Origin of the sequence: Rhizobium sp. Rhizsp82, from assembly GCF_047325115.1 — a bacterium.
Lineage (GTDB): Bacteria > Pseudomonadota > Alphaproteobacteria > Rhizobiales > Rhizobiaceae > Rhizobium.
On record NZ_CP168570.1, the window covers coordinates 7,501 to 30,914 of the forward strand.

At 64.0% G+C, this 23,414-nt stretch carries 19 protein-coding genes (1 of these 19 running past the window's edge); 15 read left to right on the top strand and 4 right to left on the bottom strand.

Features of this window, described 5'->3' with window-relative positions:
• The 15 genes from ACEN84_RS04810 to ACEN84_RS04880 form a co-directional block, all read left to right on the top strand.
• On the top strand, window positions 1–774 hold the 3' portion of the coding sequence (locus ACEN84_RS04810) for a pseudouridine synthase (protein ID WP_203428131.1). Its footprint begins 33 nt before the window's first position; only the last 774 of its 807 coding nucleotides appear in the window; its start codon lies off the left edge, out of view; it ends in the stop codon at window positions 772–774.
• A 13-nt stretch (window positions 775–787) separates the two neighbouring features.
• The gene (locus ACEN84_RS04815; protein WP_413711262.1) at window positions 788–1,474 is read left to right on the top strand and encodes a phosphoribosyltransferase; all 687 of its coding nucleotides are present in this window, start codon (window positions 788–790) and stop codon (window positions 1,472–1,474) included.
• A 115-nt stretch (window positions 1,475–1,589) separates the two neighbouring features.
• Window positions 1,590–3,335 carry an SLC13 family permease gene (locus ACEN84_RS04820; protein ID WP_413710163.1) on the top strand — a complete coding sequence of 582 codons (1,746 nt, stop codon included), beginning with the start codon at window positions 1,590–1,592 and terminating at the stop codon, window positions 3,333–3,335.
• Between the two features lie 75 nt (window positions 3,336–3,410).
• Window positions 3,411–4,355, top strand: coding sequence for a phosphoribosylaminoimidazolesuccinocarboxamide synthase (locus tag ACEN84_RS04825; protein ID WP_130284644.1), 945 nt, complete (start codon window positions 3,411–3,413; stop codon window positions 4,353–4,355).
• Window positions 4,356–4,466: 111 nt separating this feature from the next.
• Window positions 4,467–5,066 carry a TetR family transcriptional regulator gene (locus ACEN84_RS04830; protein WP_413710164.1) on the top strand — a complete coding sequence of 200 codons (600 nt, stop codon included), beginning with the start codon at window positions 4,467–4,469 and terminating at the stop codon, window positions 5,064–5,066.
• Window positions 5,067–5,215: 149 nt separating this feature from the next.
• Entirely contained in the window at window positions 5,216–6,433 is a 1,218-nt protein-coding gene (locus tag ACEN84_RS04835) for an efflux RND transporter periplasmic adaptor subunit (protein WP_413710165.1), read from the top strand.
• 47 nt (window positions 6,434–6,480) lie between these two features.
• Complete coding sequence (locus tag ACEN84_RS04840; RefSeq protein ID WP_413710166.1) at window positions 6,481–9,588, top strand: efflux RND transporter permease subunit; 3,108 nt, start codon at window positions 6,481–6,483, stop codon at window positions 9,586–9,588.
• Window positions 9,589–9,743: 155 nt separating this feature from the next.
• Window positions 9,744–11,186 (top strand): efflux transporter outer membrane subunit, encoded by a 1,443-nt coding sequence (locus ACEN84_RS04845; protein WP_413710167.1) that lies wholly within the window; start codon window positions 9,744–9,746, stop codon window positions 11,184–11,186.
• Window positions 11,187–11,355: 169 nt separating this feature from the next.
• Complete coding sequence (locus ACEN84_RS04850; protein ID WP_413710168.1) at window positions 11,356–12,405, top strand: LacI family DNA-binding transcriptional regulator; 1,050 nt, start codon at window positions 11,356–11,358, stop codon at window positions 12,403–12,405.
• A complete protein-coding gene (locus ACEN84_RS04855) occupies window positions 12,402–13,421 on the top strand; it encodes an ABC transporter substrate-binding protein (protein ID WP_413710169.1) in 1,020 nt (339 codons plus the stop codon). Before ACEN84_RS04850 ends, ACEN84_RS04855 begins: the two co-directional genes overlap by 4 nt.
• A gap of 63 nt (window positions 13,422–13,484) precedes the next feature.
• On the top strand, window positions 13,485–14,312 hold the full coding sequence (locus ACEN84_RS04860) for an ABC transporter permease (RefSeq protein ID WP_413710170.1): 828 nt from the start codon (window positions 13,485–13,487) through the stop codon (window positions 14,310–14,312).
• Window positions 14,309–15,088 carry an ABC transporter permease gene (locus ACEN84_RS04865; protein WP_112718903.1) on the top strand — a complete coding sequence of 260 codons (780 nt, stop codon included), beginning with the start codon at window positions 14,309–14,311 and terminating at the stop codon, window positions 15,086–15,088. The genes ACEN84_RS04860 and ACEN84_RS04865 overlap by 4 nt, the downstream gene beginning before the upstream one ends.
• A complete protein-coding gene (locus tag ACEN84_RS04870) occupies window positions 15,081–16,103 on the top strand; it encodes an ABC transporter ATP-binding protein (protein WP_413710171.1) in 1,023 nt (340 codons plus the stop codon). Before ACEN84_RS04865 ends, ACEN84_RS04870 begins: the two co-directional genes overlap by 8 nt.
• A gap of 4 nt (window positions 16,104–16,107) precedes the next feature.
• A complete protein-coding gene (locus tag ACEN84_RS04875; RefSeq protein ID WP_413710172.1) occupies window positions 16,108–17,028 on the top strand; it encodes a nucleoside hydrolase in 921 nt (306 codons plus the stop codon).
• Window positions 17,025–18,815 (top strand): adenine deaminase, encoded by a 1,791-nt coding sequence (locus ACEN84_RS04880; protein WP_413710173.1) that lies wholly within the window; start codon window positions 17,025–17,027, stop codon window positions 18,813–18,815. The genes ACEN84_RS04875 and ACEN84_RS04880 overlap by 4 nt, the downstream gene beginning before the upstream one ends.
• A 164-nt stretch (window positions 18,816–18,979) precedes the next feature.
• Here ACEN84_RS04880 and ACEN84_RS04885 read toward each other — a convergent pair whose 3' ends face one another.
• The 4 genes from ACEN84_RS04885 to ACEN84_RS04900 all read right to left on the bottom strand — a co-directional run bounded on the left by ACEN84_RS04885 (window position 18,980) and on the right by ACEN84_RS04900 (window position 23,370).
• Complete coding sequence (locus ACEN84_RS04885) at window positions 18,980–20,149, bottom strand: M20 aminoacylase family protein (RefSeq protein ID WP_413710174.1); 1,170 nt, start codon at window positions 20,147–20,149, stop codon at window positions 18,980–18,982.
• 95 nt (window positions 20,150–20,244) lie between these two features.
• Window positions 20,245–21,750, bottom strand: coding sequence for a tripartite tricarboxylate transporter permease (locus tag ACEN84_RS04890; protein WP_413710175.1), 1,506 nt, complete (start codon window positions 21,748–21,750; stop codon window positions 20,245–20,247).
• A gap of 10 nt (window positions 21,751–21,760) precedes the next feature.
• Entirely contained in the window at window positions 21,761–22,222 is a 462-nt protein-coding gene (locus ACEN84_RS04895) for a tripartite tricarboxylate transporter TctB family protein (RefSeq protein ID WP_413710176.1), read from the bottom strand.
• 164 nt (window positions 22,223–22,386) lie between these two features.
• Entirely contained in the window at window positions 22,387–23,370 is a 984-nt protein-coding gene (locus tag ACEN84_RS04900) for a tripartite tricarboxylate transporter substrate binding protein BugD (RefSeq protein ID WP_112718897.1), read from the bottom strand.
• Window positions 23,371–23,414 lie beyond the last annotated feature (44 nt).

The following is a 23,414-nucleotide window of genomic DNA, read 5'->3' on the forward strand; positions in this document are numbered from 1 at the left end:
GACCGCGCCAAGCCCGCCGCCGACAATGGCGGCAAGCGGGTGACCCTGCCCCGCGCGCTCTCCAAGCTCGGCTTCTGCTCGCGGACCCAGGCCGAACGGCTGATCGCCGAGGGCCGCGTCCTCGTTGATGGCCGCAAGATCACCGATGCCAGCGCCTGGGTGGATATCGCCACCGCGAAGATCTCGGTCGATGGCACGGCGATCGCCGCCGAGGACAAGATCTATCTGATGCTGAACAAGCCGCGCGGCCTGGTGACCACCCGTCACGACCCCGAGGGGCGCCCGACAGTCTATGACTGCCTAAAGGATTTCGACGTTCCGCACCTGTCGCCGGTCGGCCGCCTCGACAAGGCGAGCGAGGGCCTGCTGCTTTTTACCAATGACACCAAGTTCGCCCAGACCCTGCTCGATCCGATCACCCATGTCGCCAAGACCTATCATGTACAGGTCAACAGGATCATGGATGCAGAGCTGCTCGCCGAAATGACTTACGGCGTGCGCCACGACGGCGAGCTCCTGAAGGCGACCTCAGCGCGGCTGCTGCGCAACGGCGACCGCAATTCCTGGATCGAGGTCGAACTCGACGAGGGCCGCAACCGGCAAATCCGCCGCATGCTCGAAGCCCTCGATACCGAATGCCTGCGGCTGGTGCGCGTGGCGATCGGTGGCCTGGAACTCGGCGAACTGCCGAAGGGCGCCGTCCGCGCGCTCACAGAGACGGAGCTCCGCGATCTCAAGCGGCGCACCGGCATGGAAAAGACAAGACGGGATTGAACGGCATATGGAGATCGCTCCCCACGACTTCTGGCAGGAACTCCACCCGCCCGGCACCTACGAGACGGCTGGCGATTTCACGCATTTCTTTGTCGCCGAACTGGATGACGGCCGCCAGCTGCGCCTGCCGATCCGCGTTCTCGCCGATGGCGAACACGCTTTGGCATCGCTGATCGTCAACCAGGCGAGCTTTGCCGTTCTCGATGCGCTGGCGACAGCGCTTGCTGCCAGGCTGCAGCAGTTCAAGCCGGACGTGATCGCCGGTCTGCCGACGCTCGGCCTGACGCTTGCCGCCGCGGTTGCCCAGAAGCTCGGCCATATCAGATATGTGCCGCTCGGCACCTCGCGCAAATTCTGGTACCGCGACGACCTCTCGGTCGCGCTTTCCTCGATCACCACGCCGGACCAGCAGAAGCGTCTCTATATAGACCCGCGCATGCTGCCGCTGCTCGAAGGGCGCCGTGTCGCACTTGTCGACGACGTCATTTCCAGCGGCACGTCGATCGTCTCGGGCCTCGGCCTGCTCGATCAGTGCGGCATCGAACCGGTTGCGATCGGCGCCGCCATGCTGCAATCCGGGCGCTGGCGCGGCAAGCTCGCCGCCGCCGGTGGCCAGTGGCTGGACCGCACCACCGGCGTTTTCGCCACCCCGATCCTCGAAAAGACCGCGGAAGGCCGCTGGCGCGCACCGGCGCCATGAGCGCTGATGGCGGTCGGCTTCAAGCTGAGGATTGTGCGATCTTTCTTCCGCCTCTCTCTATACAGCCGCCGAGACGCCGCTACATTCGGCTGACGGTTGCAACGCGAGCCTGCCCATGAATGTCGAGCAAGCCTCCCTGCTGGTTCTCCTCGCGGCGATGCTCATCCTGTTTTCCCTCGATCGCTTCCGGATCGAGGTGGTGGCGATCGGCGGCCTTCTCGCCGGTTTCCTGCTGAAGCTCTATCCCGCCGACGCGGTCTTTTCCGGCTTCGCCAGCCCCGTCGTCATCACCGTCGTCGAAATCCTGCTGATCGTGCAGGTGCTGGCGCAGGCGAAGTTCTTCGATGGACTGGCGCAGCGGTTTCAATCGGCGAAATGGTCAAACCTCACTGTCATCGCCTCGCTGGCATCGATCACCGGCTTCATCTCCGTCTTCATGAACAATATCGGCGCCTTCGCCATCGTGCTGCCGGCAACGCTGAGGGTCGGCACCGTGCTGCAGATCCCGCGCCGCCAGCTGGTGATCCCGATCTCATTCGCCGCCCTGCTCGGCGGGCTGGTGTCGCTGATCGGAACGCCCGCCAACCTGCTCGTCTCCGACGCGCTGACAAAGGCAACAGGTCAAGGCTTCCGCTTCTTCGACTTCGCCTATGCCGGCCTGCCAGTCGCGGCAGCCGGCATCCTCTTGATCTCCTTCCTCGTCACCCGCCTGTTCCCTGAAGCAGACGAGGAAATTTCCGGCCCGGCGCCCGCCGCCCGCCGCATCGTCGCCGAGCGCGAGATCCCGTTCTCCTCGCCGCTGATCGGAACACGCCTGTCGGACTGTGCTGACAGTTTCGGGCTGCAGCCGCATGCGCTGATCCGCGACGGCAGCTTCGTGTTCGGCAGTCTCGCCAAATCGGTGATCGAACCCGGCGACACCCTGCTTGCCGAAGGCGCCGACAGCGTGTTTTCCGATCTCGAAGCCGGCGGCGCTCTACTGGCGCCCGCGCATCCGAACGGGTTGCAGACCGATTTCGCCCGCATCGAGGCCGTCGTCATGCCGGAGAGCACGCTGATCGGCTCGCGTATCCGCTCGCTCGAAGTCTTCCGCAATCGGGGCATCGCCGTCACCGCGATCTCCATGCGCTCGCCGCGCATCGAAGGCCGCTTCGAGGATCTGCAGCTGTCGATCGGCGATATCCTGGTGCTCGAAGGCACCCGCGATGCGATCGCCGAGGCGCTGGACGAATGCGAATGCCTGCCGCTTGCGACCCAGCCATCGGCGGGCAGCTCGAAAGGCTCATGGTATCCTTTCGCGATCTTCGCGGCCGGTGTGCTGCTCCCGGCCTTCGGCGTCCTGAGACCCGAGATCGCCTTCGCCATCGTCGTCTTTGCGCTCGCCGTCACCCGGTTCCTGAACATCCGCCAGGCGATGGCCGACATCAACTGGCCGATCGTCATCATGCTTGCGGCGATGATCCCGATCGGCACCGCCGTTCAGACGACGGGAACCGCCGAAGTCGTGGCGCGATGGCTGAGCCTCGTGGTGCCGATCTCGATGCCGCTCGCCGGAATGGCGGTGCTGCTCTTCGTCGCCATGGCGCTGACGCCCTTCGTCAACAATGCGACGGTGGCGATCGTGCTCAGCCCGATCGCTATCGAATTCGCAGAAGCCGCGCATCATCCGCCGGCAGCCTACCTGATCGTCGTCGCGGCCGGCGCCTCGCTCGATTTCCTGACGCCCTTCGGCCACCACAACAATACGCTCGCCATGAGCATCGGCAGCTACAGGGTTTCGGATTTCCTGCGCGCCGGTGGCCCGCTGGCGCTGCTTGGATATATAATGACAGTGCTGATTGTCGCGGCCGTCTGGCTTTGAACGCCATTTGCTTGACATCGCCCGCAATGAAACTAGAGCAGGGATAAACCTCTCCCACAAAGGAATGCTGAGCCCGTGCGAATCCTATCCGAAGCCCATTTCCCCGAATTGCCGAACTACTACCGCGGCAAGGTACGCGAGAATTACGATCTTCCGGATGGCAGCCGCATCATCATCAGCACCGACCGCCTCAGCGCTTTCGACCGTATCCTCACCTGCATTCCCTACAAGGGCCAGGTACTGACGCAGACCGCCCGCTACTGGTTCGAGGCGACCAAAGATATCTGCCCGAACCACGTCATCGCCTATCCCGATCCGAATGTCGTCGTCGGCAAGCGTCTCGACATCCTGCCGGTTGAAGTGGTCGTGCGCGGCTATCTCGCCGGCACCACGGGAACCTCGATCCTCACCCTTTATAAGAAGGGCGAGCGCCAGATGTACGGCATCACGCTGCCCGACGGCATGCGCGACAACCAGATCCTGCCGACGCCGATCATCACCCCGACCAGCAAGGAATTCGACGGCGGTCACGACGCGCCGCTGACGCCGGCCGAGATCACCGGCCGCGGACTGCTGACGCAGGAGCAGTGGGACACGCTCTCGAAATACGCGCTGGCGCTTTTCGCCCGCGGCCAGGAAATGGCGGCCAAGCGCGGCCTCATCCTCGTCGACACCAAATATGAGTTCGGCACCGATGCCGACGGCAACATCATTCTCGCCGACGAGATCCATACGCCAGACAGCAGCCGCTACTGGCTGGCCGACAGCTATCAGGCCGCCTTCGAAAGCGGCGGACGCCCCGTCAGCTTCGACAAGGATTTCGTCCGCGCCTGGGTCGCCGATCGCTGCGATCCCTATAAGGACGAGATCCCGGAAATCCCGGCCGACCTGATCGAGCAGACCTCCGCCGTCTATATCAAGGCGTTCGAGGCCATCACCGGCCAGGCCTTCATTGCCGATGACAGCGGCGAAACGCCTCTTGCCCGTGTGCGCCAGAATCTTGCGCCCTATTTCGCCTGACGATCGCCCGGCCGTACCCGCATTGCGTTTTGCACGCTTGCGGGCGCGGCCGCAGTCGCGTTAGCATTTCGGGAAATAAGGGGATGCCGGCAAAGACCGGCAGAGGGCTGAATGGCACGCAGGCCGAGACGGAAGGCCGAGGAAACGAGAGCCGACATCCTGTCGATGGCGGAGATCCTGTTTCGTCAACGCGGCTATGTGGCCGTGTCGATCGCCGATATCGCGACCGCGCTCGGCATGTCCCCCGCCAATATCTTCAAGCATTTTCATTCCAAGACGGCGCTGGTCGATGCCATCGCCGAAATTCACCTTGGCGCGGCGACCGAGCGCTTCGGCGCCGTCGATGGCGATCTGCCGGCCAAGGAGCAGCTGCAGCGCTTCGTCCTGCGCCTGCTCGATTCCCATCTACAGGACATCCAGGATAACCCCTATATCTTCGAAATGGTGCTGACGACGATCCAGGCCAAGCTCGATGCCGGCACCCGCTACCGGGAGCGGATCGAACATCGTCTGGAGCAGATCATCCGGCAGGGTGTCGCCGCCGGAAGCTATAAATGCAGCGATACCGGCCATGCCGCGGTCACCGTCGCCGACGTGCTGGCCTGCGTGCTCCATCCCGTGCTGATTGCCCGCGACGACAGGGACACGCTCGTTCACAAAGCACACGACATCGTCAGCTTTGTTGATGCCGCACTGCAAAATAGCGCTTGATAAGTGACGATTGCTGAATTACGTCACTTCAGAAAGCTTTTCTTAAATTCGGATGATGGCGTTTGATCCGGATCGCGTAGCGTCTTCCATGGCGCGTCCGGCTGTTTCCGGCTGATCCTTCATATGCCAACCGCACCAGGGAATTCAGAATGATACGGCGTGCTCTCCTCCTCTCCACGGCTCTGGTCTTCGGCGGCTTCCTGGTCGCCTGCAGCGACAGCGGCAACAAGCAGGCGGGCGCAGCAGGCGCTGGTGCCGGTGCTGCCCAGCAGGCCGCACCCGTCGGCGTCGTCGCTCTGACCAAGGACAATTATCCTGTTACGACGATCCTTCCGGGCCGCGCCGAAGCCTATCAGACGGCCGATATCCGCCCGCAGGTCAGCGGCATCATCCGCGAGATCACCTTCCGCGAAGGCGGTGAAGTGAAGAAGGGCGACGTGCTCTACCAGATCGAGGACGCGCCTTATGCCGCCGCGGTCGAACAGGCCAAGGCCGCGATCGCCAAGGCTGAGGCGAGCGTCCCGAGCGCCCAGAGCAATTTCGACCGCTACCAGCGCCTCGTCGGCAGCGGCGCGACGCAGATCGAATACGAAACCGCCAAGACGACGCTGCTGCAGGCTCAGGCGGAAGTCGAATCCGCCCGCGCGGCTCTCGCCTCGGCACAGATCGATCTTGATCACACCAAGATCCTCGCCCCCTTCGATGGCATCATCGACCAGACCGCCTACAATATCGGTAACGTCGTCGCCGCCAACCAGACGACGGCGCTGACGACGGTGCGCCAGCTCGACCCGATCTACATCTCGCTGACGGAATCGAGCACCAACCTGCTGCGTATTCGCGATGCCATGGCCGCTGGCGACATCAAGGACAAGGCGAATGTTGCCTTCCGGCTGATCCTCGAGAACGGCAAGGAATACAATCAGCAGGGCAAGCTCGACATGTCGAAGCAGATCGTCAGCGAGACGACCGGCACCTTCATCATCCGCGTGCTGTTCCCGAACCCCGATCGCGTCATCCTGCCCGGCATGTATGTCCGCGCCACGGTCGGGCTCGGCTCCGAGGACGCCTACGCGCTGCCGCAGCTGGCGACCAGCCGCGACGCCAACGGCCGCCTGACGGCGCAGTTCATTTCCGGCGACGGCAAGGTCGAGACGCGCGTCTTCGAAAATGCGACGCCCTCGAACAATTCGTGGCTCGTAAACCAGGGCGTCAGGGACGGCGACCAGCTGATCGTCAGCGGTCTGCAATCGATCGCGCCCGGCATGCCGGTGAAGCCGGTTCCCATGAAAATCAATGAAAACGGTGTGGTCGTGGCTGCCGAACAGCCTGCGGCCGGTGACGCTCAGAAGCCCGCCGCGAAGTAAGTCGCGACGACTCTCACAGTGATCCAAGCCGCACAGGAATAAAACTGATGGCCAAGTTCTTCATCCGACGCCCGATCTTTGCGTGGGTCATCGCGATCACCATCATGCTCGCGGGTCTGCTCGGCATCTACACACTGTCGATTTCGCAATATCCGGATATCGCTCCGACCACGGTGCGCATCAACGCCACCTATCGCGGCGCCAGCGCCGAAACCGTCGAGAAATCGGTGACGACGATCATCGAAAAGGGCATGACCGGTCTCGACGACCTGACCTACATGACCTCGACCTCGTCGACCGGTTCGGCCAGCATCTCGCTGACCTTTGGCAACAGCGTCGATGCCGACATCGCGCAGGTTCAGGTGCAGAACAAGCTGCAGCTGGTGCAGTCGCAGCTGCCGGGAGACGTCATCGACGCCGGCATCAGTGTCACCCGCTCGACGTCGAGCATCCTGCTCGTGGGATCGCTGGTCTCGACCGACGGCAAGCGCTCGTCCGTCGATCTCGGCAACATCATCTCGAACTCGATCGAAGATCAGGTGCAGCGCCTCGAAGGCGTCGGCAGCATCAACATCTTCGGCTCCGGCTACGCCATGCGCGTCTGGCTCGATCCCTACAAGCTGCAGAAGTTCCAGCTGACGCCAAGCGACGTCACTTCGGCGATCGAGGCGCAGAACACCCAGGTCTCCGTCGGCTCGCTCGGCGCCCAGCCGACGACGCAGGGCCAGCAGCTGAACGTGACGATCACCGCCCAGAGCCAGCTGACCACGGTCGACGACTTCGAGCACATCATCCTGAAGGTCGAGAAGGACGGTTCGACGGTGCGCCTCAGCGACGTCGCCCGCATCGAGATCGGCCAGGAAAGCTATGGCGGCGCCTCGCGCTATAACGGCCAACCGTCTTCCGGCTTCGCCGTCAACCTAGCGATCGGCGCCAACGCTATCGATACCGCCGAGCGCGTCCGCGCCTCGCTGGATACGATCGGCCGCTCGCTGCCTGAAGGCGTCGAGATCACCTATCCCTACGACACCACGCCCTTCGTCGAGCTGTCGATCGAGAAGGTCATCCACACGCTCATCGAGGCGATCGTGCTGGTCTTCGTCGTGCTCCTGATCTTCCTGCAGAACCTGCGCGCCACGCTGATCCCGACGATCGCCGTGCCCGTCGTGCTGCTCGGAACGTTCGGCATCCTCGCGGCGGCCGGCTATTCGATCAACACGCTGACGATGTTCGCCATGGTTCTGGCGATCGGCCTGCTCGTCGACGACGCCATCGTCGTCGTCGAAAACGTCGAGCGCATCATGTCTGAAGAGAAGCTCTCGCCGCTCGAAGCGACCGAGAAGTCGATGGGCGAAATCACCGGCGCCATCGTCGGCATCGCGCTCGTCCTGACCGCCGTCTTCATTCCGATGGCCTTCTTCGGCGGCTCGACCGGTATCATCTACCGTCAGTTCTCGATCACCATCGTCTCGGCGATGCTGCTCTCGGCGCTCGTCGCCATCGTGCTGACGCCAGCGCTCTGCGCCACGATGCTGAAGCCCGTCGACGGTCATAAGAAGAACCGCATCGGCGACTGGTTCAACCGCAACTTCACCCGCTCGACCAACGGCTATGTCCGCAGCATCGGCTATCTCCTGAAGCGGCCGATCCGCGTCATGCTCGTCTTCCTGCTGATCGGTGCCGGCTGCGCCTATCTCTTCGCACGCCTGCCGAGTTCCTTCCTGCCGCAGGAAGACCAGGGCGTGCTGCTGACCATCGTCACGACGCCGCCGGGCTCGACGACCCAGCAGACCCAGGCCGTCGTCGAGAAGGTCGAGAACTATTATCGTGAGAACGAGAAGGACGCAGTCGATTCCGTCTTCGGCGCCCTCGGCTTCGGCTTCAACGGCTCCGGCCAGAACAGCGCGATCGTCTTCACCAAGCTCAAGGACTTCTCGCTGCGTACCGACCCGAACCTGCATGCGCAGGCCGTCGTCAACCGCGCGCTGAAGAACTTCTTCGCCATCCGCGAAGCCCAAGTCTTCGCCCTCCTGCCGCCGGCCATTCAGGGCCTCGGCGTCTCGAGCGGCTTCTCGATGTATCTCGTCGATACCGGCGGCCACGGCACGCAGGCGCTCGACGCCGCCTCCAAGCGGCTGATCCAGATGGGCAACAGCAGCGGCAAGGTCGTGGCTCTGCGCTCCAACAACAAGGAAGTCGAGCCGCAGATGAAGATCATCGTCGATCAGGAAAAGATCGGTGCCATGGGCGTCGATATCGCCTCGGTCAATTCAATGCTGTCGATCATTTTCACCGGCCGCGACGTCAACGACTTCACGCTGAACGGCGAGATCAAGCCCGTCTACGTGCAGGGCGACGCGCCGTTCCGCATGCAGCCCAGCGATCTCGATCACTGGTATGCCCGCAATACGGCCGGCGAAATGGTCCCCTTCTCCGCCTTCACCAAGACGGAATGGGCGCAGGGCGCGCCGTCGCTCGCCCGCTTCAACGCCACCAGCGCCATCCCGCTCGACGGCGCCTCGGCGCCGGGCGTCAGCTCGGGTGACGCGATGAACGAGATGGAAGCGCTGACGGCGCAGCTCGGCGGCGGCTATACGGTGGCATGGCAGGGCATCTCCTACCAGGAGCGGCTCTCCGGCTCGCAGGCGCCGATGCTCTACGCGATCTCGGTCCTCGTCGTCTTCCTCTGCCTTGCAGCGCTCTATGAAAGCTGGTCGATCCCGTTCTCGGTCATCATGGCCGTGCCGGTCGGCGTGCTCGGCGCACTTGCGGCGGCAACGCTCTTCGGCCAGGCGAACGATGTCTATTTCAAGGTCGGCCTGCTCACGACAATAGGATTGGCGGCGAAGAACGCGATTCTCATCGTCGAGTTCGCCAAGGACCGCATGGAGACCGGGATGGGCCTTTTAGAGGCGACTCTCGAAGCGGCAAGGCTGCGCCTGCGCCCGATCATCATGACCTCGCTCGCCTTCATCCTCGGCGTCGTGCCGCTGGCGATCGCGACCGGCGCAGGCTCGGCAGCGCAGAATGCCATCGGTATCGGCGTTCTCGGCGGCATGCTGGCGGCGACCGCACTCGGGATCTTCTTCGTTCCGTCCTTCTTCGTGGTCATCCGCCGGGTGTTTTCGCGGCGCAAAAATGAGGCGGGAGTGTGATAAAAATACACTGCCCGAACGCCAGACTCATTGCTACATTGCGGCCGACTGCTTCGGCATGGTGTATCTCGTTGGCACGGAGCGCGGCCGATTGCGAAGCATGATGCTTCGGACAAGAAATTTAGGACTTGGTCGAGTTACAGGAAGAACATTGCATGGTATCTCTTCGTTATGCCACACCGGCGTTGATGCTTTTGTTGGCGGGCTGCGTAAGCGGCCCGGATCATGTACCGCCGGAAATGCCTTTGCCTGCGAAGTTTGGCGAAGGCGGGGTCAAGAGCAATGGTGATGTTGCGACCGCCCAGTGGTGGACGGCCTACCGCGACCAGCAGCTGAACTCGCTGGTCTCCCAGGGTATCGGCCAGAACCTCGACGTTCTGCAGGCCCTCGAGCGCATCAATTCGGCTGAAGCCCAGGTCACCGTTGCCGGTGCCGGCGCCCTGCCGAGCCTCGTCGTCGGTGCCTCGCACACCGTCAGCGGCCAGATGGGCAACCTGCGCAACACGCGCGGCGCCACCAACACCACGGCCGGCGAAGCCAATGTCTCCTGGCTGCTCGACCTCTTCGGCGAATACCGCCGTTCGAAGGAAAGCGCGCTGGCATCGCTGGATTCGGCTTACGCCACCGCCGACGTCGCAAAGCTGACCTTCCTCCAGGATCTGGTCAACAGCTACATCGACGCCCGCTACTATCAGGAGCGCATCGAACTCTCCAAGGGCGATCTGAAGTCTCGCCGCGAGACCTTCGATCTCACCAAGTTCCAGCTCGAAGCCGGTGCCGCCTCGCGCCTCGACGTCGTCCAGGCCGAAGGTCTGGTCCAGGCGACCCAGGCCGAAATCCCCGGCCTCGAAACCAGCTTCCGCGTTTCTGCGCACCACATCGCCACCCTGCTTGGCCTGCCGGCATCGTCGCTGATGGCCGAACTGCAGAAGGGCTCGCGCCAGCCGGTCTTCCGTGGCGGCCTGCAGGCCGGTATTCCGGCTGACCTGATCCGCAACCGTCCCGATATCCGCAAGGCCGAACGCGATCTCGCCGCCGCCACCGCCAATATCGGCGTTGCAGAAGCACAGCTCTATCCGTCGATCTCGCTGTCCGGCTCGATCTCGCCCTCCTACGTCCGCCCGGTTGGCGGCAATGGCGGCCTGACCACCTGGTCCTTCGGCCCGACGCTGAACCTGCCGATCTTCGACGGCGGCCGTCTGCGCGCCAATGTCGACATCACCAAGTCGGATGCCAAGGCTGCCTATCTCGCCTGGAAGTCGGCTGTTCTGAGCGCCGTCGAGCAGGTCGAGAACGCGCTGTCGGCCGTTCGCCGCGATGCCCAGACGGTGGAAGCCCTGCGTGCCCAGGTCAAGACGACCCAGGAATCGCTGGAACTGTCGACCGCCAGCTACAAGGACGGCGCATCCTCGCTGCTCGACGTTCTCGACTCACAGCGCAACGTCTCGACCGCCCAGGCAAGCCTGGCCGCTGCCGTCCAGCAGATGGCCAAGGACTATGTCTCGCTCAACGTCGCCATCGGCGGTGGCTATGCGCCCGCAGGGGCAAAGCCGGCTGCTGTAGCAAAGGTTGAGACCGTTTCGGTCAAGAAGAAGTAACGGTCGCTCCAAACGATCCGAGAAAAGCCCCGCTTTCGCGGGGCTTTTTTTATGTTCGCAACCTCTAATCCAGTGCGGAAAACCCGCATTGCGCTAAGATTCGATTCGACAACGCCACATGCTTCCTGTACACGCTGATTAAACGATTAATCAAACCGCACGGCAAACCATGGCTTCGTCACGCCCGGGACCGAATTTGAGCAGGATCGCGACGGCGCTCGGCGTCTCCGTAGCGACCGTTTCGAATGCCTTGTCGGGCAAGGGCCGCGTTTCCGAACAGCTGGCGGAAAAGATCCGCGAACATGCAGCCGAGCTCGGCTATATCCCCAGCCAGGCAGGCCGTGCGCTGCGCACCGGCCGCAGCGGTGTCCTTGGCCTCGTCCTGCCCGATATCGCCAACCCGCTCTTTCCGAAGATCGCCCAGGCCATCGAATTTGCGGCAAAGTCCGCCGATTACGGCGTGCTGATTGCCGACTCCCGCGGCGACGTGACGGCGCAGACCGAAGCGATCAACCGGCTGATCGAGCGCGGCGTCGACGGCATGGTCGTGGTGCCGCGCCGCGCCACACGCATTTCCGCCTCCAGCTGCCCGGTCGCCGTCATCGATACGGCATCGACCCCCGGCAATACCGTCGCCGCCGACCACTGGCAGGGCGGCCAGCAGATCGCCGCCCATCTCGCGAGCCTCGGCCACAAGCGGGTGCTCATCATCGGCAACAATCCGGAATCGAACGTCCAGAACGACCGCGCCGGCGGCATCCGCTCGGGCCTGACCGCAGGGATGAGCTCGGAAACGCTGTGGATCGAGAAGCTCGAGCAGACATCGGGAAGCGGCTGCCGGCTCGGCCTCGCCAAGAAGGCCGCCGAGGGCTTCACCGCCTTCGCCGCCCTCTCCGACCTTCAGGCGCTGCGCGCACTGACCGAGCTGCAACAGGACGGCATCAATGTTCCCACCGATGTCAGCGTCACCGGTTTCGATGATCTCATCTGGTCGCCGGTCGTCACCCCGGCGTTGACCACTGCGCGCATGGACATGGACCGGATCGCCGAGATCGCCATTTCAGCCCTGCTGAAGGTGATCATGGAGAACGGCACCCGCGAGGGGATCATCGTGACTGCGGAAACCGATCGGGTGCCCATGCAACTGATCGTCCGCCAATCCTCCGGGCCTGTGAGCCCGGCAAAACAAAACCTGACAGATGGAGAACTCCTGACATGAAGACCCTCATCGCATCGGTAGCGCTGCTGGCGCTCTCCCCGCTCGCCGCCTCGGCGCAGGAGCGTACGCTGACGATCTCCGTCTATGCCTTCGCTCAGGACGACTTCAAGACGATCGTCTACGGTCCCTTCGAGAAGCAGTGCGGCTGCAAGCTGGTCGTCGAGACCGGCAACAGCGTCGAGCGCCTCGCCAAGATGGAAGCCAACAAGGCAAATCCGGTCGTCGATATGGCCGTCGTTTCGATGGCCGACGCGCTCTCTGCCACCCGCAAGGATCTGATCGAGAAGATCGACATCTCCAAGCTCACCAATTTCGCCAAGCTCTACGACATCGCCAAGGATCCGAACGGCGACGGCATGAGCGTCGGCTACACTTTCTATGCCACCTCGATCGCCTACCGCTCCGACAAGATGAAGATCGAGTCCTGGGCTGATCTCCTGAAGCCGGAATATGTCGGCCACGTCGCCTTCCCGAACGTCACGACCAACCAGGGCCCGCCGGCGCTCTTCATGCTTGGCCAGGCGCTCGGCAAGGATACGCCCGACCTGAAGGGCGCCATCGAAGCCGTCGGCGAGAAGAAGGACGACATCGTCACCTTCTACGAAAAGTCCTCGCAGCTCGTGCAGCTGATGCAGCAGGAAGAGATCTGGGCAGCCCCGATCGGCCGCTTCTCCTGGGCGGGCTTCACCAAGCTCGACGTTCCCGTTGCCTGGGCAACCCCGAAGGAAGGCCAGACCGGCGGCATGAACGTCATGATCCTGACCAAGGGTTCCAAGAACCAGGATCTGGCGCTGCAGTTCATGGATTTCTGGCTCTCCACCGACATCCAGACCAAGCTCGCCGAAAAGCTCGTCGACAGCCCCGCCAACAAGGAAGTGAAGCTGTCGGAAGCCGCCGCCAACAATCTCACCTATGGCGAAGAAACGGCCAAGAGCCTGAAGCTCATTCCCTCGGCCGTGGCGCTCGACAACCGCGACACCTGGCTGAAGGCATGGAACAACACCGTCGGCCAGTAAGCCATCCATCGCCGGTCCCGGCCTGCCGGGACCGTTTCCTTCCCGCCTGAGAAAAGGCTCCCGATGTTTCAGAACCGAGCAGAAGCTTTGGCGCTTGCGCTGCCGGCGGCGATCTTCGCCGCCGTGGTCTTCCTGCTGCCCGTCGCCATTCTTCTCTCCGAAGGCTTTCATGCCGATGGCGCCTGGACGCTATCGGCCTATACCGGCTTCTTCTCCGAGCAGCTGAACCGCACGGTCTTCATCCGCACCTTCAAGCTCGGGCTCGAAGTCACCGCCGTCTCCGCCATCATCGGCTATGCCGCGGCCTTTGCGATCGTCAACCTGCCGCCGAAGGGCAAGGGCCGGATGATCGGCCTCGTCACGCTGCCGCTGATGATCTCGCCGGTCGCCCGCACCTATGCCTGGATCGTCATCCTCGGCCGCACCGGCATCGTCAACCAGGCGATCACCGGCCTCGGCTTCAGCGACGAGCCGCTGCGCCTGCTGTTCACCGAGACCGCCGTCTTCATCGGCCTCCTGCAGCTTTTCCTGCCCCTGATGATCCTGTCGCTGATCAGCGCGCTCGAGAACATGCCGAAGGATGCGATCCCGGCAGCCCGCGTGCTCGGCGCCAACTGGTTCCAGGTGTTCTGGAAGGTGATCCTGCCGCTGACCAAGGAAGGTCTCGTCGTTGGCGGCACCCTCGTCTTCACCGGCTCGCTGACCGCCTATATCACCCCCGCCGTCCTCGGCGGCTCCAAGGTGCTGATGCTGGAAACCCTGCTCTACCAGCAGGTGTCCGTCTCCAACAATTTCGTCTCGGCCAGCGTCATTGCCTTCATGCTGATCGTCATGAGCTTTGCCGCCAACATCCTCTTGAAACGCCTGGCGACCGCGAGGAACAAGCGATGACATCCCGCCTCTTCCCGCCCATCGTCCTCGGATTGCTCCTGACCTTCCTGATCGGCCCGTTCCTGATCATCATCGCCGCCTCGCTTTCGGCTGGCGATACGCTGGCCTTCCCGCCGCAGGGCCTGTCGCTGAAATGGGTCGCCAAGGTCTTCACCATCGACAGCTTCCGCGAGAGCTTCGCCATGTCGATGTTCCTCGCCGTCTTTGGCACGCTGTCGGCGCTCATCCTCGGCATTCCCGCCGCCTACGCCCTGTCGCGCTACAAGCTGCCTTTCGGCGAGACGGTGCGCACCATCGTTTCCCTGCCGATCATCGTCCCTGGCATCATCGTCGGCCTGGCGCTGCTGCGCTATCTCGTCGTGCCCTTCGGCTTCAACATCACGCTGGCGCTGTTCTTCGCCCACACCGCACTCGTGCTGCCCTATGCCGTGCGCGTCGTCTCGGCGAGCCTCAACAACCTGCGCTCGGATATCGAGGAAGCGGCCGTGCTGCTCGGCTCCTCGCGCACCGGCGCCTTCTTCCGTGTCGTCATGCCGAATATCCGCGGCGGCATTCTCGCCGCCTTCATCCTCGGTTTCGTTACCAGCTTCAATCAGGTGCCGGTCTCGCTGTTCCTTTCCGGCCCCGGTGTCCGCACCTTACCGATCGACATGCTGGGCTACATGGAAACCACCTACGATCCGTCGATCGCAGCGCTCTCCTCGCTGCTCGCCTTCCTGTCCATCGGCATCGTCTTCCTTGCCGAACGCTTCCTGGGATTCTCGCGTTATGTCTGATGCCTATCTTCAACTCGACAAGCTGACGCTGGCCTACGGCGATACGGTCGCGGTGAAGGACCTCGACCTCACGATCGAAAAGGGCGAACTCGTCGCCCTGCTCGGCCCCTCCGGCTGCGGCAAGACGACGACGATGCGCTCGATCGCCGGCCTGCTGACGCCCGCCGCCGGCCGCATCAATCTCGACGGCGACGACATCACCCGCGTTTCGGCCAACAAGCGCAATGTCGGCCTGGTCTTCCAGTCCTACGCCCTCTTCCCGCATCTGACCGTCTACGAAAACGTCGCCTTCGGCCTGCGCCTCAAGAGCGTCTCCGGTCAGGATCTCGACAAGCGGGTCACCTCCGGCCTGAAATCGGTCGGCCTTTCGAGCTTCGCCAGCCGCAAGCCCGCCGAACTCTCGGGCGGGCAGCAGCAGCGCGTGGCGCTCGCCCGCTCGATGGTGATGGAGCCGAAAGTGCTGCTGCTCGACGAGCCGCTGTCGAACCTCGACGCCCGCCTGCGCCTCGAAATGCGCGCCGAACTGCAGCGCGTCCAGAAGGAGACAGGCGTGACGATGATCTTCGTCACCCACGATCAGGTGGAAGCGCTGGCACTTGCCGACCGGATCGTCGTGATGCTGAACGGCGGCATCGAGCAGATCGGCACGCCTGAAGATATCTACAACCGCCCCGTCTCCGCCTTCGTCGCCGATTTCGTCGGCTTCGAGAACGTCTTCAAGCTCGAAAGCGGCAAGCTCGTTACACCAAACGGTCCAGTCGATTTGCCGGCTCCTGCGCCTCAGGCGGCAGGGCTGGCCTGGCGGCCGCGCACGGTCATCCTTGGTTCCGGTCCTTTCCAGGGAACTGTGCGCGGCACCTCCTATGCCGGCAACACGCGGGAATACCTGCTGGACACGCCGCTCGGGCCGATCAAGGCGGAGGTCGATGCAGGCCCCGCGGCCCATGCGATCGGCACCGCACTTTCCTTCGACCTGCCGCTCGCCGCGGCAGCCAGCCTCTCGCGTTTCGGGTGATATGATGGGTGTCTGGATCGATACCGACATGGGCTTTGACGATATCGCCGCCATTCTGGTGGTGGCGCAGTCGAAGCTTGACATAGACGGCATTTCGCTGGTCTTCGGCAACACGCCGCTGCCGCAGGTGAAGGTCAATGCAGCAGGCGCCGCACAGGCCTTCGGCTGGACTTTCCCCATCCACAGCGGCCGCGCCAATCCCGTGATCGGCAAGATCGAGACGGCCCAGGCGATCCTCGGCGATACCGGCATCCCGACGGCAGGCCGCACGCTGCCGCAAGGAGCGGCGCTGCCCGATAGCGACGCTTTCCTCGCCCTCTGCCGCTGGCTCGAAACGGATGGCCCGCATCGCATTCTGGCGCTCGGACCGCTGACCAATATCGCCGCTCTCGCGCTGGCCCGCCCCGATCTCGCCGCCCGCATCACCGAACTCACCTGGATGGGTGGCGGGGTAACGATCGGCAATCACACGGCCTCCGCCGAGTTCAACGCCCTTGCAGATCCCGAAGCGCTGGCAATCGTCATCAGCCACGGCCTGCCGCTGAAGATGATCGATCTCGATCTCTGCCGCAAAGTCCTGGCCCGCCCGGATGACGTCACGCCGATCCGGCAGGCAGGCGGCGCCAGCGCGGCGCTGATCGCCGACATGCTGGCGGGCTATATCGATATCGGCGTCAGCCGCGGCCGCGCCGCCATGGCGATCTACGATCCTTCGGCGGCCGTCGCGTTCGTGGCGCCGGAGCTCGTGACCTTCCGCGCCGCGCGCATCGATGTCGAGCTTGCCGGCCAGTTGACCCGCGGCCGCACTGTCGTCGAGACCCGCGCCACCCATGCCGCGCCCAATACCGAATTTGCCACGGATATCGACGTCAAAGCCGCGCGTGCCCTCATCCTAGGCGCGCTCGCAAGCGAGGCCGGCAGATGAGCTCTCCATTGCGACCGGAACCGGCCGATCTCAACGATCCCCAGCTGCGCGCCCGCGCCGTGGCCGCCGCCCGCGGCGACCTGCCGTTCGACGTGCTGATCACAGGCGGAAAGCTGCTCGACGCGGTCACCGGCCTGATCCGCGAAGCCGATATCGGTCTCACGGGACCGTTGATCTCCAGCGTCCACGCACCGGGAACCCGCGCCGACACGCTTGAGATGATCGACGCCACAGGTGCCGTCATCACGCCGGGCCTGATCGACACGCATATGCATGTCGAGAGCTCGATGGTGACGCCTGCCGAATATGCCCGGGCAGTGCTGCCGCGCGGCGTAACGACGATCCTCTGGGATCCGCATGAATTCGGCAATGTCCACGGCCTCGACGGCGTGCGCTGGGCGATCGAAGCATCGTCGGGCCTGCCGCTCCGGATGATCCTGCTGGCGCCCTCCTGCGTCCCCTCCGCACCCGGCCTCGAACGCGCCGGTGCGGATTTCGATGCATCCGTTATCACCGAAATGCTGCGCTCGCCCGCCGTCGGCGGCGTTGCGGAAGTCATGAACATGCGCGGCGTCATCGAAGGCGATACGCGCATGACGGCGATCGTCAATGCCGGTCTCGCATCCGGCAAGCTCGTCTGCGGCCATGCGCGCGGCCTCGAAGGCGCCGATCTCAACGCCTTCATGGCCTCCGGCATCACTTCCGACCACGAGCTGACCTCTGGCGCCGACCTCCTGCAGAAGCTTGCCGCCGGAATGACCATCGAGCTGCGCGGCTCGCATGATCACCTGCTGCGTGAATTCGTCGAAGCGCTCGATGGCATCGGCCACCTGCCGCCGACCGTGACGCTCTGCACCGACGACGTTTTCCCCGACGAACTGCTCGATGGCGGTGGCCTCGATGACGTGATCCGCCGCCTCGTGCGCTACGGTATGAAGCCGGAATGGGCGCTGCGCGCCGCCACCTTCAACGCCGCCCAGCGCCTGAAGCGCAGCGATCTCGGCCTCATCGCCGCCGGACGCCGCGCCGATATCGTGCTCTTCGACGATCTCACCGATTTCAGGGCCCGGCTTGTCATTGCCAACGGCCGCACGATCGCGCAGGACGGTGCGATGACCGTGCCGCTGAAGCCGCTCGACACCGCGCCGCTGATGAACTCGGTCAAGCTTCCAGCGCTCGGCGAAGACGATTTCAAGGTCCGCTCCGAGGGCAACCGCGTCCGCGTCGCCACCATCGACCGCCCGCGCTTCACGCAATGGGGCGAAGCGGAAACCGCCGTCGAGCATGGCTTCGTCGTGCCGCCTTCGGGCAGCACGATGATCTCCGTCGCCCACCGGCATGGCCTCGCCGCCCCCCGCCCGCGCACCGGCTTCCTGACCGGCTGGGGCGAATGGCACGGCGCCTTCTGCACGACCGTTTCGCATGACAGCCACAACCTCACCGTTTTCGGCGGCAACACCGCCGACATGGCGGCCGCCGCGAATGCGGTGATTGCAGCCGGCGGCGGCATGGCGGTCGCCAGGGATGGCGTCATTCTGGCGCTGTTGCCGCTGCCGCTCTCAGGATTGGTGACCGAGGCCTCGCTTGCCGAGACGGCAAAGGGTTTCCGCGATATCCGCCAGGCGATGGAAAAGATCGTCACCTGGCAGCCGCCCTACCTCGTCTTCAAGGCCTGCTTCGGCGCGACGCTCGCCTGCAATATCGGCCCGCATCAGACGGATATGGGGATTGCCGATGTGCTGACGGGGAAGGTGCTGGAGACGCCGGTGCTGGAGATATTGTCGTAGGGATTGCTTGGAGGATGTAGCCCCCTCATCCGCCCTTCGGGCACCTTCTCCCCGAGGGGAGAAGGGAAAACCGGAGCGGGCCGCACGTCCCTTCTCCCCAGCGGGGAGAAGGTGCCGGCAGGCGGATGAGGGGGCCACACTCACTGCTCTCGCCCACACGCGACCTAAGCCGCCAATTCCCGCTCCACCAGCTTCACCCAATAGGCCGCCCCAAACCCGAGCGCGCCGTCATTGAAATCATAAGCCGTATTGTGGTGCAGCGCCCCATCCACGGCCGGCCCGTTCCCGAGCCACACATAGCACCCCGGCGCATTCTGCCCGAAGAAGGCGAAGTCATCCCCCGCCGTCGAGGGCGGAAAGCTGGTGCGGACCTTCGCGCCGAACACTTCGCCAGCAGCGCCAAGCGCCCGCGCCGTCGCATCGGCATCGTTGACCACAGGCGGAATACGCCGCTCGAAACCGTAGTCGGCTGATATCCCGAACATCTGCGCGGTGCCCTGCGCCAGTCGGCCGATCTCTTCTTCCAGCTGATCGCGCACTTCGGGCGAATAGGCCCGCGCCGTGCCGCCGATCTCGACGGTATCGGGGATGACGTTCAGCGCCTTCGGATCCCCCGCCTGCAGCGAGCAGGCGCTGACGACGGCCGGCTGCAGCGGATCGACGACGCGGCCGACGATGGTCTGCAGCGAGGCGAGGAAGGTGCCCGCCGCGGTGATCGGGTCGCGCCCGAGATGCGGCTTGGCGCCATGCGTGCCGGTGCCGCGGAAGGTGACACGCCAGCTGTCCGATGAGGCAAGCTGCGGCCCCTCGACGACGGCGATCTCATCGACATCGAGCCCCGGCATGTTGTGCAGGCCATAGACGGCATCGCAGGGGAAGAGCTTGAACAGCCCCTCCTCGACCATCCGCCGCGCGCCGCCGCGTCCCTCTTCGGCCGGCTGGAAGATGAAATGCACCGTGCCCGAAAAGCCCTTGGTTTCAGCCAGATAGCGCGCGGCACCGAGCAGCATCGAAGTGTGGCCGTCATGGCCGCACGCGTGCATCTTGCCCTGAACCGTTGACTTGTACGGCCGCTCGGCAATCTCGGGCATCGCCAGCGCATCGATATCCGCCCTGAGGCCGATGCTGCGCGTACCATTGCCGACCTGCAGTGTGCCGACGACGCCGGTGGTGCCAAGCCCGCGATGAACCTTGATACCGGCCTCCTCCAGCAGCTTGGCGACGATGCCGCTGGTGCGCTCCTCTTCGAAGCCGAGCTCGGGATGCGCGTGAAGATCACGGCGAAGCGAGGTGAGGAAGGGTAGATCGTTCTTGATCCGGGCGGGAATGGTCATGAACCGGGATGTCCTGTGCATGCGAAAACGGGCGCCAGAACGGCGCCCGTCTCAGGTATCCCTTTGTTCTACAAAGAGGCAGTGAGTTCAACCCCTCACGTTTCCTCGACGAAGACCTCCTCGCGCTTCTTCTTCACGCTCGGCAGGAAGACGATGATGAGAACGGCAAGCGCGATGGCGAGCAGCGTGGCGCTGATCGGCCGGGTGACGAAGGTCGTCGGATCGCCGCGCGAGAGGATCATTGCGCGCCGCAGGTTCTCTTCGAGCAACGGCCCGAGCACGAAGCCGAGCAGCAGCGGCGCCGGCTCGCAGCGCAGCTTCGCCAGCACGTAACCGATCAGGCCGAAGAAGGCGACGGCATAGAGGTCGTAGACGTTGGAATTGACGCTGTAGACCCCGATCGAGCAGAAGGCCATGATGACGGGGAAGAGCACGTAATAGGGCACCATCAGCAGCTTCACCCAGAGGCCGATCAGCGGCAGGTTCAGGATGACGAGCATCAGGTTGCCGATCCACATCGAGGCGATGATGCCCCAGAACAGCGCCGGCTGTTCGGTCGCGACATTCGGCCCGGGCACGATGCCCTGGATGATCATCGCGCCGACCATCAGCGCCATGACCGGGTTGGCCGGAATGCCGAGGGTCAGGAGCGGAATGAACGAGGTCTGTGCGCCTGCATTGTTGGCCGATTCAGGACCGGCAACGCCTGCGACCGCACCATGCCCGAATTCCTCCGGCTTCTTCGACGAACGCTTCTCCACCGTATAGGAGGCGAAGGATGCGAGGATCGCGCCGCCGCCCGGCAGGATGCCGAGCGCCGAGCCGATCGCCGTGCCGCGAAGGACCGGCGCGATCATCTCCTTGAATTCCTGCTTCGAAGGCAGCAGGCCGGTCACCTTGTTCATCAGCACCGTGCGCGTCGACTCGCCTTCGAGATTGCGCAGGATTTCGGCGACGCCGAAGACACCGACGGCAAGCGCCACAAAGTTCAGCCCGTCGGCATATTCGCGGATGCCGAGCGTGAAGCGCGGCGTACCGGTATAGATATCGGTGCCGACGAGGCCGAGCAGCAGGCCGAGCGCCACCATCGCCAGCGCCTTGATGACCGAGCCATGCGCCAGCGCAATCGACGAGACCAGACCGACGATCATCAGCGAGAAATATTCCGGCGCGCCGAACTTCAGGGCGATCTCGGTCAGCGGCGGCGCGAAGATGGCGACGAGAAAGGTGGAAACCGTTCCTGCGAAGAACGAGCCGAGTGCTGCGATCGCAAGTGCCGCCCCGGCCCTCCCCTTGCGGGCCATCTGGTAGCCGTCGATGGCTGTCACCGCCGAGGAGGACTCACCCGGCATATTGATCAGGATCGCCGTCGTCGAGCCGCCATATTGCGCGCCGTAATAGATGCCGGCGAGCATGATCAGCGAGGAGACCGGCTCCAGCTGGAAGGTGATCGGCAGCAGCATGGCGATCGTCGCCGTGGCGCCGATGCCGGGGAGAACGCCGATCAGCGTGCCGAGAAGGACGCCGATGAGGCAGAAGAGCAGGTTTGCGGGCGTCGCCGCCGTTGCGAAACCGAGCGCGAGATTGCTGAAAAGTTCCATCGCCGTCTCCTTAGAACCGGGTCCACGGACCGAAGCGCTCGAACGGCAGGCCGAGGCCATAGCTGAACACCGCAACCGAGAACACCGTGAGCCCAAGCGACAGGATCAGCGCGTAGAAGACATTCATCTTCTGCGAGGCGAAACAGGCGACGAAGGCGGCGAGGAACAGCGACGGCGCAAAGCCGAGGCCGCGAACCGTGAGCCCAAACAGGATGGGTGCCGGAAGAATGAAGAGCATCCCGCGCCAGGCAAAGGGATCGATCGGCTCGCCCTCGACGCGCAGCGCCTGGATGAAGACGATACCGCCGAGGATGACCAGCACCACCGATAGCACCAGCGGAAAATAGCCTGGCCCCATGCGCAGCGCGGTGCCGAGTTCGAGCGTGAAGGACTGATAGGCGAAGAATGCGCCGGTCGCGACCAGAAGCGCGCCGCAGATCGCATTGGTGGTGTCGAATGTGACAGATTTCATGGTGTCTCCGTGGGGTTGGAGAGAGTTGGCGTCGAAGCGGGTAACCCCCCTCATCCGCCCTGACGGGCACCTTCTCCCCAAGGGGAGAAGGGAAGCCGCGTCCCCTCTCCCCAGCGGGGAGAGGGTTAGGGTGAGGGGGCTCCGCACTCGACGTTGGCGGCCAATCAGTCGGCGTATTCGCCGGCAGCCTCGATCACCGGCTTCCAGCGGGCGATTTCGGTCTCGAGCTTGGTCTTCAGCGCAGCCGGCGTCGCGTCGGCATCCGGCGACGGCGCGGTGCCGAGTTCGGCGAAGCGCTTGACGACGTTCTCGTCCTTCAGCGCCACCTGCAGCGACTTCGACAGGCGCTCGTTGATTTCGGCAGGCGTGCCCTTCGGGGTGTAGACGCCGTGCCAGATACCGACCTCGAAGCCCGGCAGACCGCCTTCGACAGCGGTCGGAACGTCCTTCAGAACGTCGAGGCGCTTCGGCGAGGTCACGGCGTAGGCCTTGATCGTGCCGCCCTGAATCTGCTTCGTGGTATTGGTGGTCTGGTCGCACATGATATCGACCTGGCCGCCGAGCAGATCCGTCATCGCCGGACCGGTGCCCTTGTAGGGAACGGTCGTCAGCGGCGTCTGGATGGCGCTCATGAACATCATGCCGCAGAGATGCGAGGCAGCGCCGATACCGGCATTGGCGTAGGTAACCTTGTCCTTGTTCGCCTTGACGTATTCGACGAGGCTCTTGAGGTCTGCCGGTTCGAAATCCTTGCGGGCAACGATCGTCATCGGAACGTCGGTGACGAGGCCGACATATTCGAAGGCGTTCAACGTGTCATAGGCGAGCTTGCGGTAGAGCGTGGCAGACGTTGCCATGCCGATGTGATGCAGCAGGATCGTGTAGCCATCCGGATCGGCAGCGGCAACGCGACCGGCGCCGAGCGTGCCGCCGGCACCTCCGACGTTTTCGACCACGATCTGCTGGCCTAGGTCCTTCGACATGGATTCGGCGACGAGGCGCGCGACGGTATCCGTCGGGCCGCCTGCTGCGAACGGCACGACCATGGTGATGGTGCGTTCAGGATAGCCCTGTGCGGATGCACCGGCGGCGAAAAGAGAGACGGCAGCGGCCGCCGTCATGCCAAGCATGGCCTTGAAGAGTTTCATCGTTTTCCTCCCTGATGAAAACAGGCTCCGCCGGCGCTTCCCAT

Excerpts from the sequence above, each read along its gene's own strand:
- ACEN84_RS04830 (WP_413710164.1), top strand. The coding sequence starts at position 4,467 with ATGGCACGCAGGCCGAGACGGAAGGCCGAGGAAACGAGAGCCGACATC.
- ACEN84_RS04860 (WP_413710170.1), top strand. The coding sequence starts at position 13,485 with ATGTTTCAGAACCGAGCAGAAGCTTTGGCGCTTGCGCTGCCGGCGGCG.
- ACEN84_RS04900 (WP_112718897.1), bottom strand. The coding sequence starts at position 23,370 with ATGAAACTCTTCAAGGCCATGCTTGGCATGACGGCGGCCGCTGCCGTC.
- ACEN84_RS04820 (WP_413710163.1), top strand. The coding sequence starts at position 1,590 with ATGAATGTCGAGCAAGCCTCCCTGCTGGTTCTCCTCGCGGCGATGCTC.
- ACEN84_RS04840 (WP_413710166.1), top strand. The coding sequence starts at position 6,481 with ATGGCCAAGTTCTTCATCCGACGCCCGATCTTTGCGTGGGTCATCGCG.
- ACEN84_RS04855 (WP_413710169.1), top strand. The coding sequence starts at position 12,402 with ATGAAGACCCTCATCGCATCGGTAGCGCTGCTGGCGCTCTCCCCGCTC.
- ACEN84_RS04850 (WP_413710168.1), top strand. The coding sequence starts at position 11,356 with ATGGCTTCGTCACGCCCGGGACCGAATTTGAGCAGGATCGCGACGGCG.
- ACEN84_RS04880 (WP_413710173.1), top strand. The coding sequence starts at position 17,025 with ATGAGCTCTCCATTGCGACCGGAACCGGCCGATCTCAACGATCCCCAG.
- ACEN84_RS04890 (WP_413710175.1), bottom strand. The coding sequence starts at position 21,750 with ATGGAACTTTTCAGCAATCTCGCGCTCGGTTTCGCAACGGCGGCGACG.
- ACEN84_RS04870 (WP_413710171.1), top strand. The coding sequence starts at position 15,081 with ATGTCTGATGCCTATCTTCAACTCGACAAGCTGACGCTGGCCTACGGC.
- ACEN84_RS04875 (WP_413710172.1), top strand. The coding sequence starts at position 16,108 with ATGGGTGTCTGGATCGATACCGACATGGGCTTTGACGATATCGCCGCC.
- ACEN84_RS04865 (WP_112718903.1), top strand. The coding sequence starts at position 14,309 with ATGACATCCCGCCTCTTCCCGCCCATCGTCCTCGGATTGCTCCTGACC.
- ACEN84_RS04895 (WP_413710176.1), bottom strand. The coding sequence starts at position 22,222 with ATGAAATCTGTCACATTCGACACCACCAATGCGATCTGCGGCGCGCTT.
- ACEN84_RS04845 (WP_413710167.1), top strand. The coding sequence starts at position 9,744 with ATGGTATCTCTTCGTTATGCCACACCGGCGTTGATGCTTTTGTTGGCG.
- ACEN84_RS04835 (WP_413710165.1), top strand. The coding sequence starts at position 5,216 with ATGATACGGCGTGCTCTCCTCCTCTCCACGGCTCTGGTCTTCGGCGGC.
- ACEN84_RS04885 (WP_413710174.1), bottom strand. The coding sequence starts at position 20,149 with ATGACCATTCCCGCCCGGATCAAGAACGATCTACCCTTCCTCACCTCG.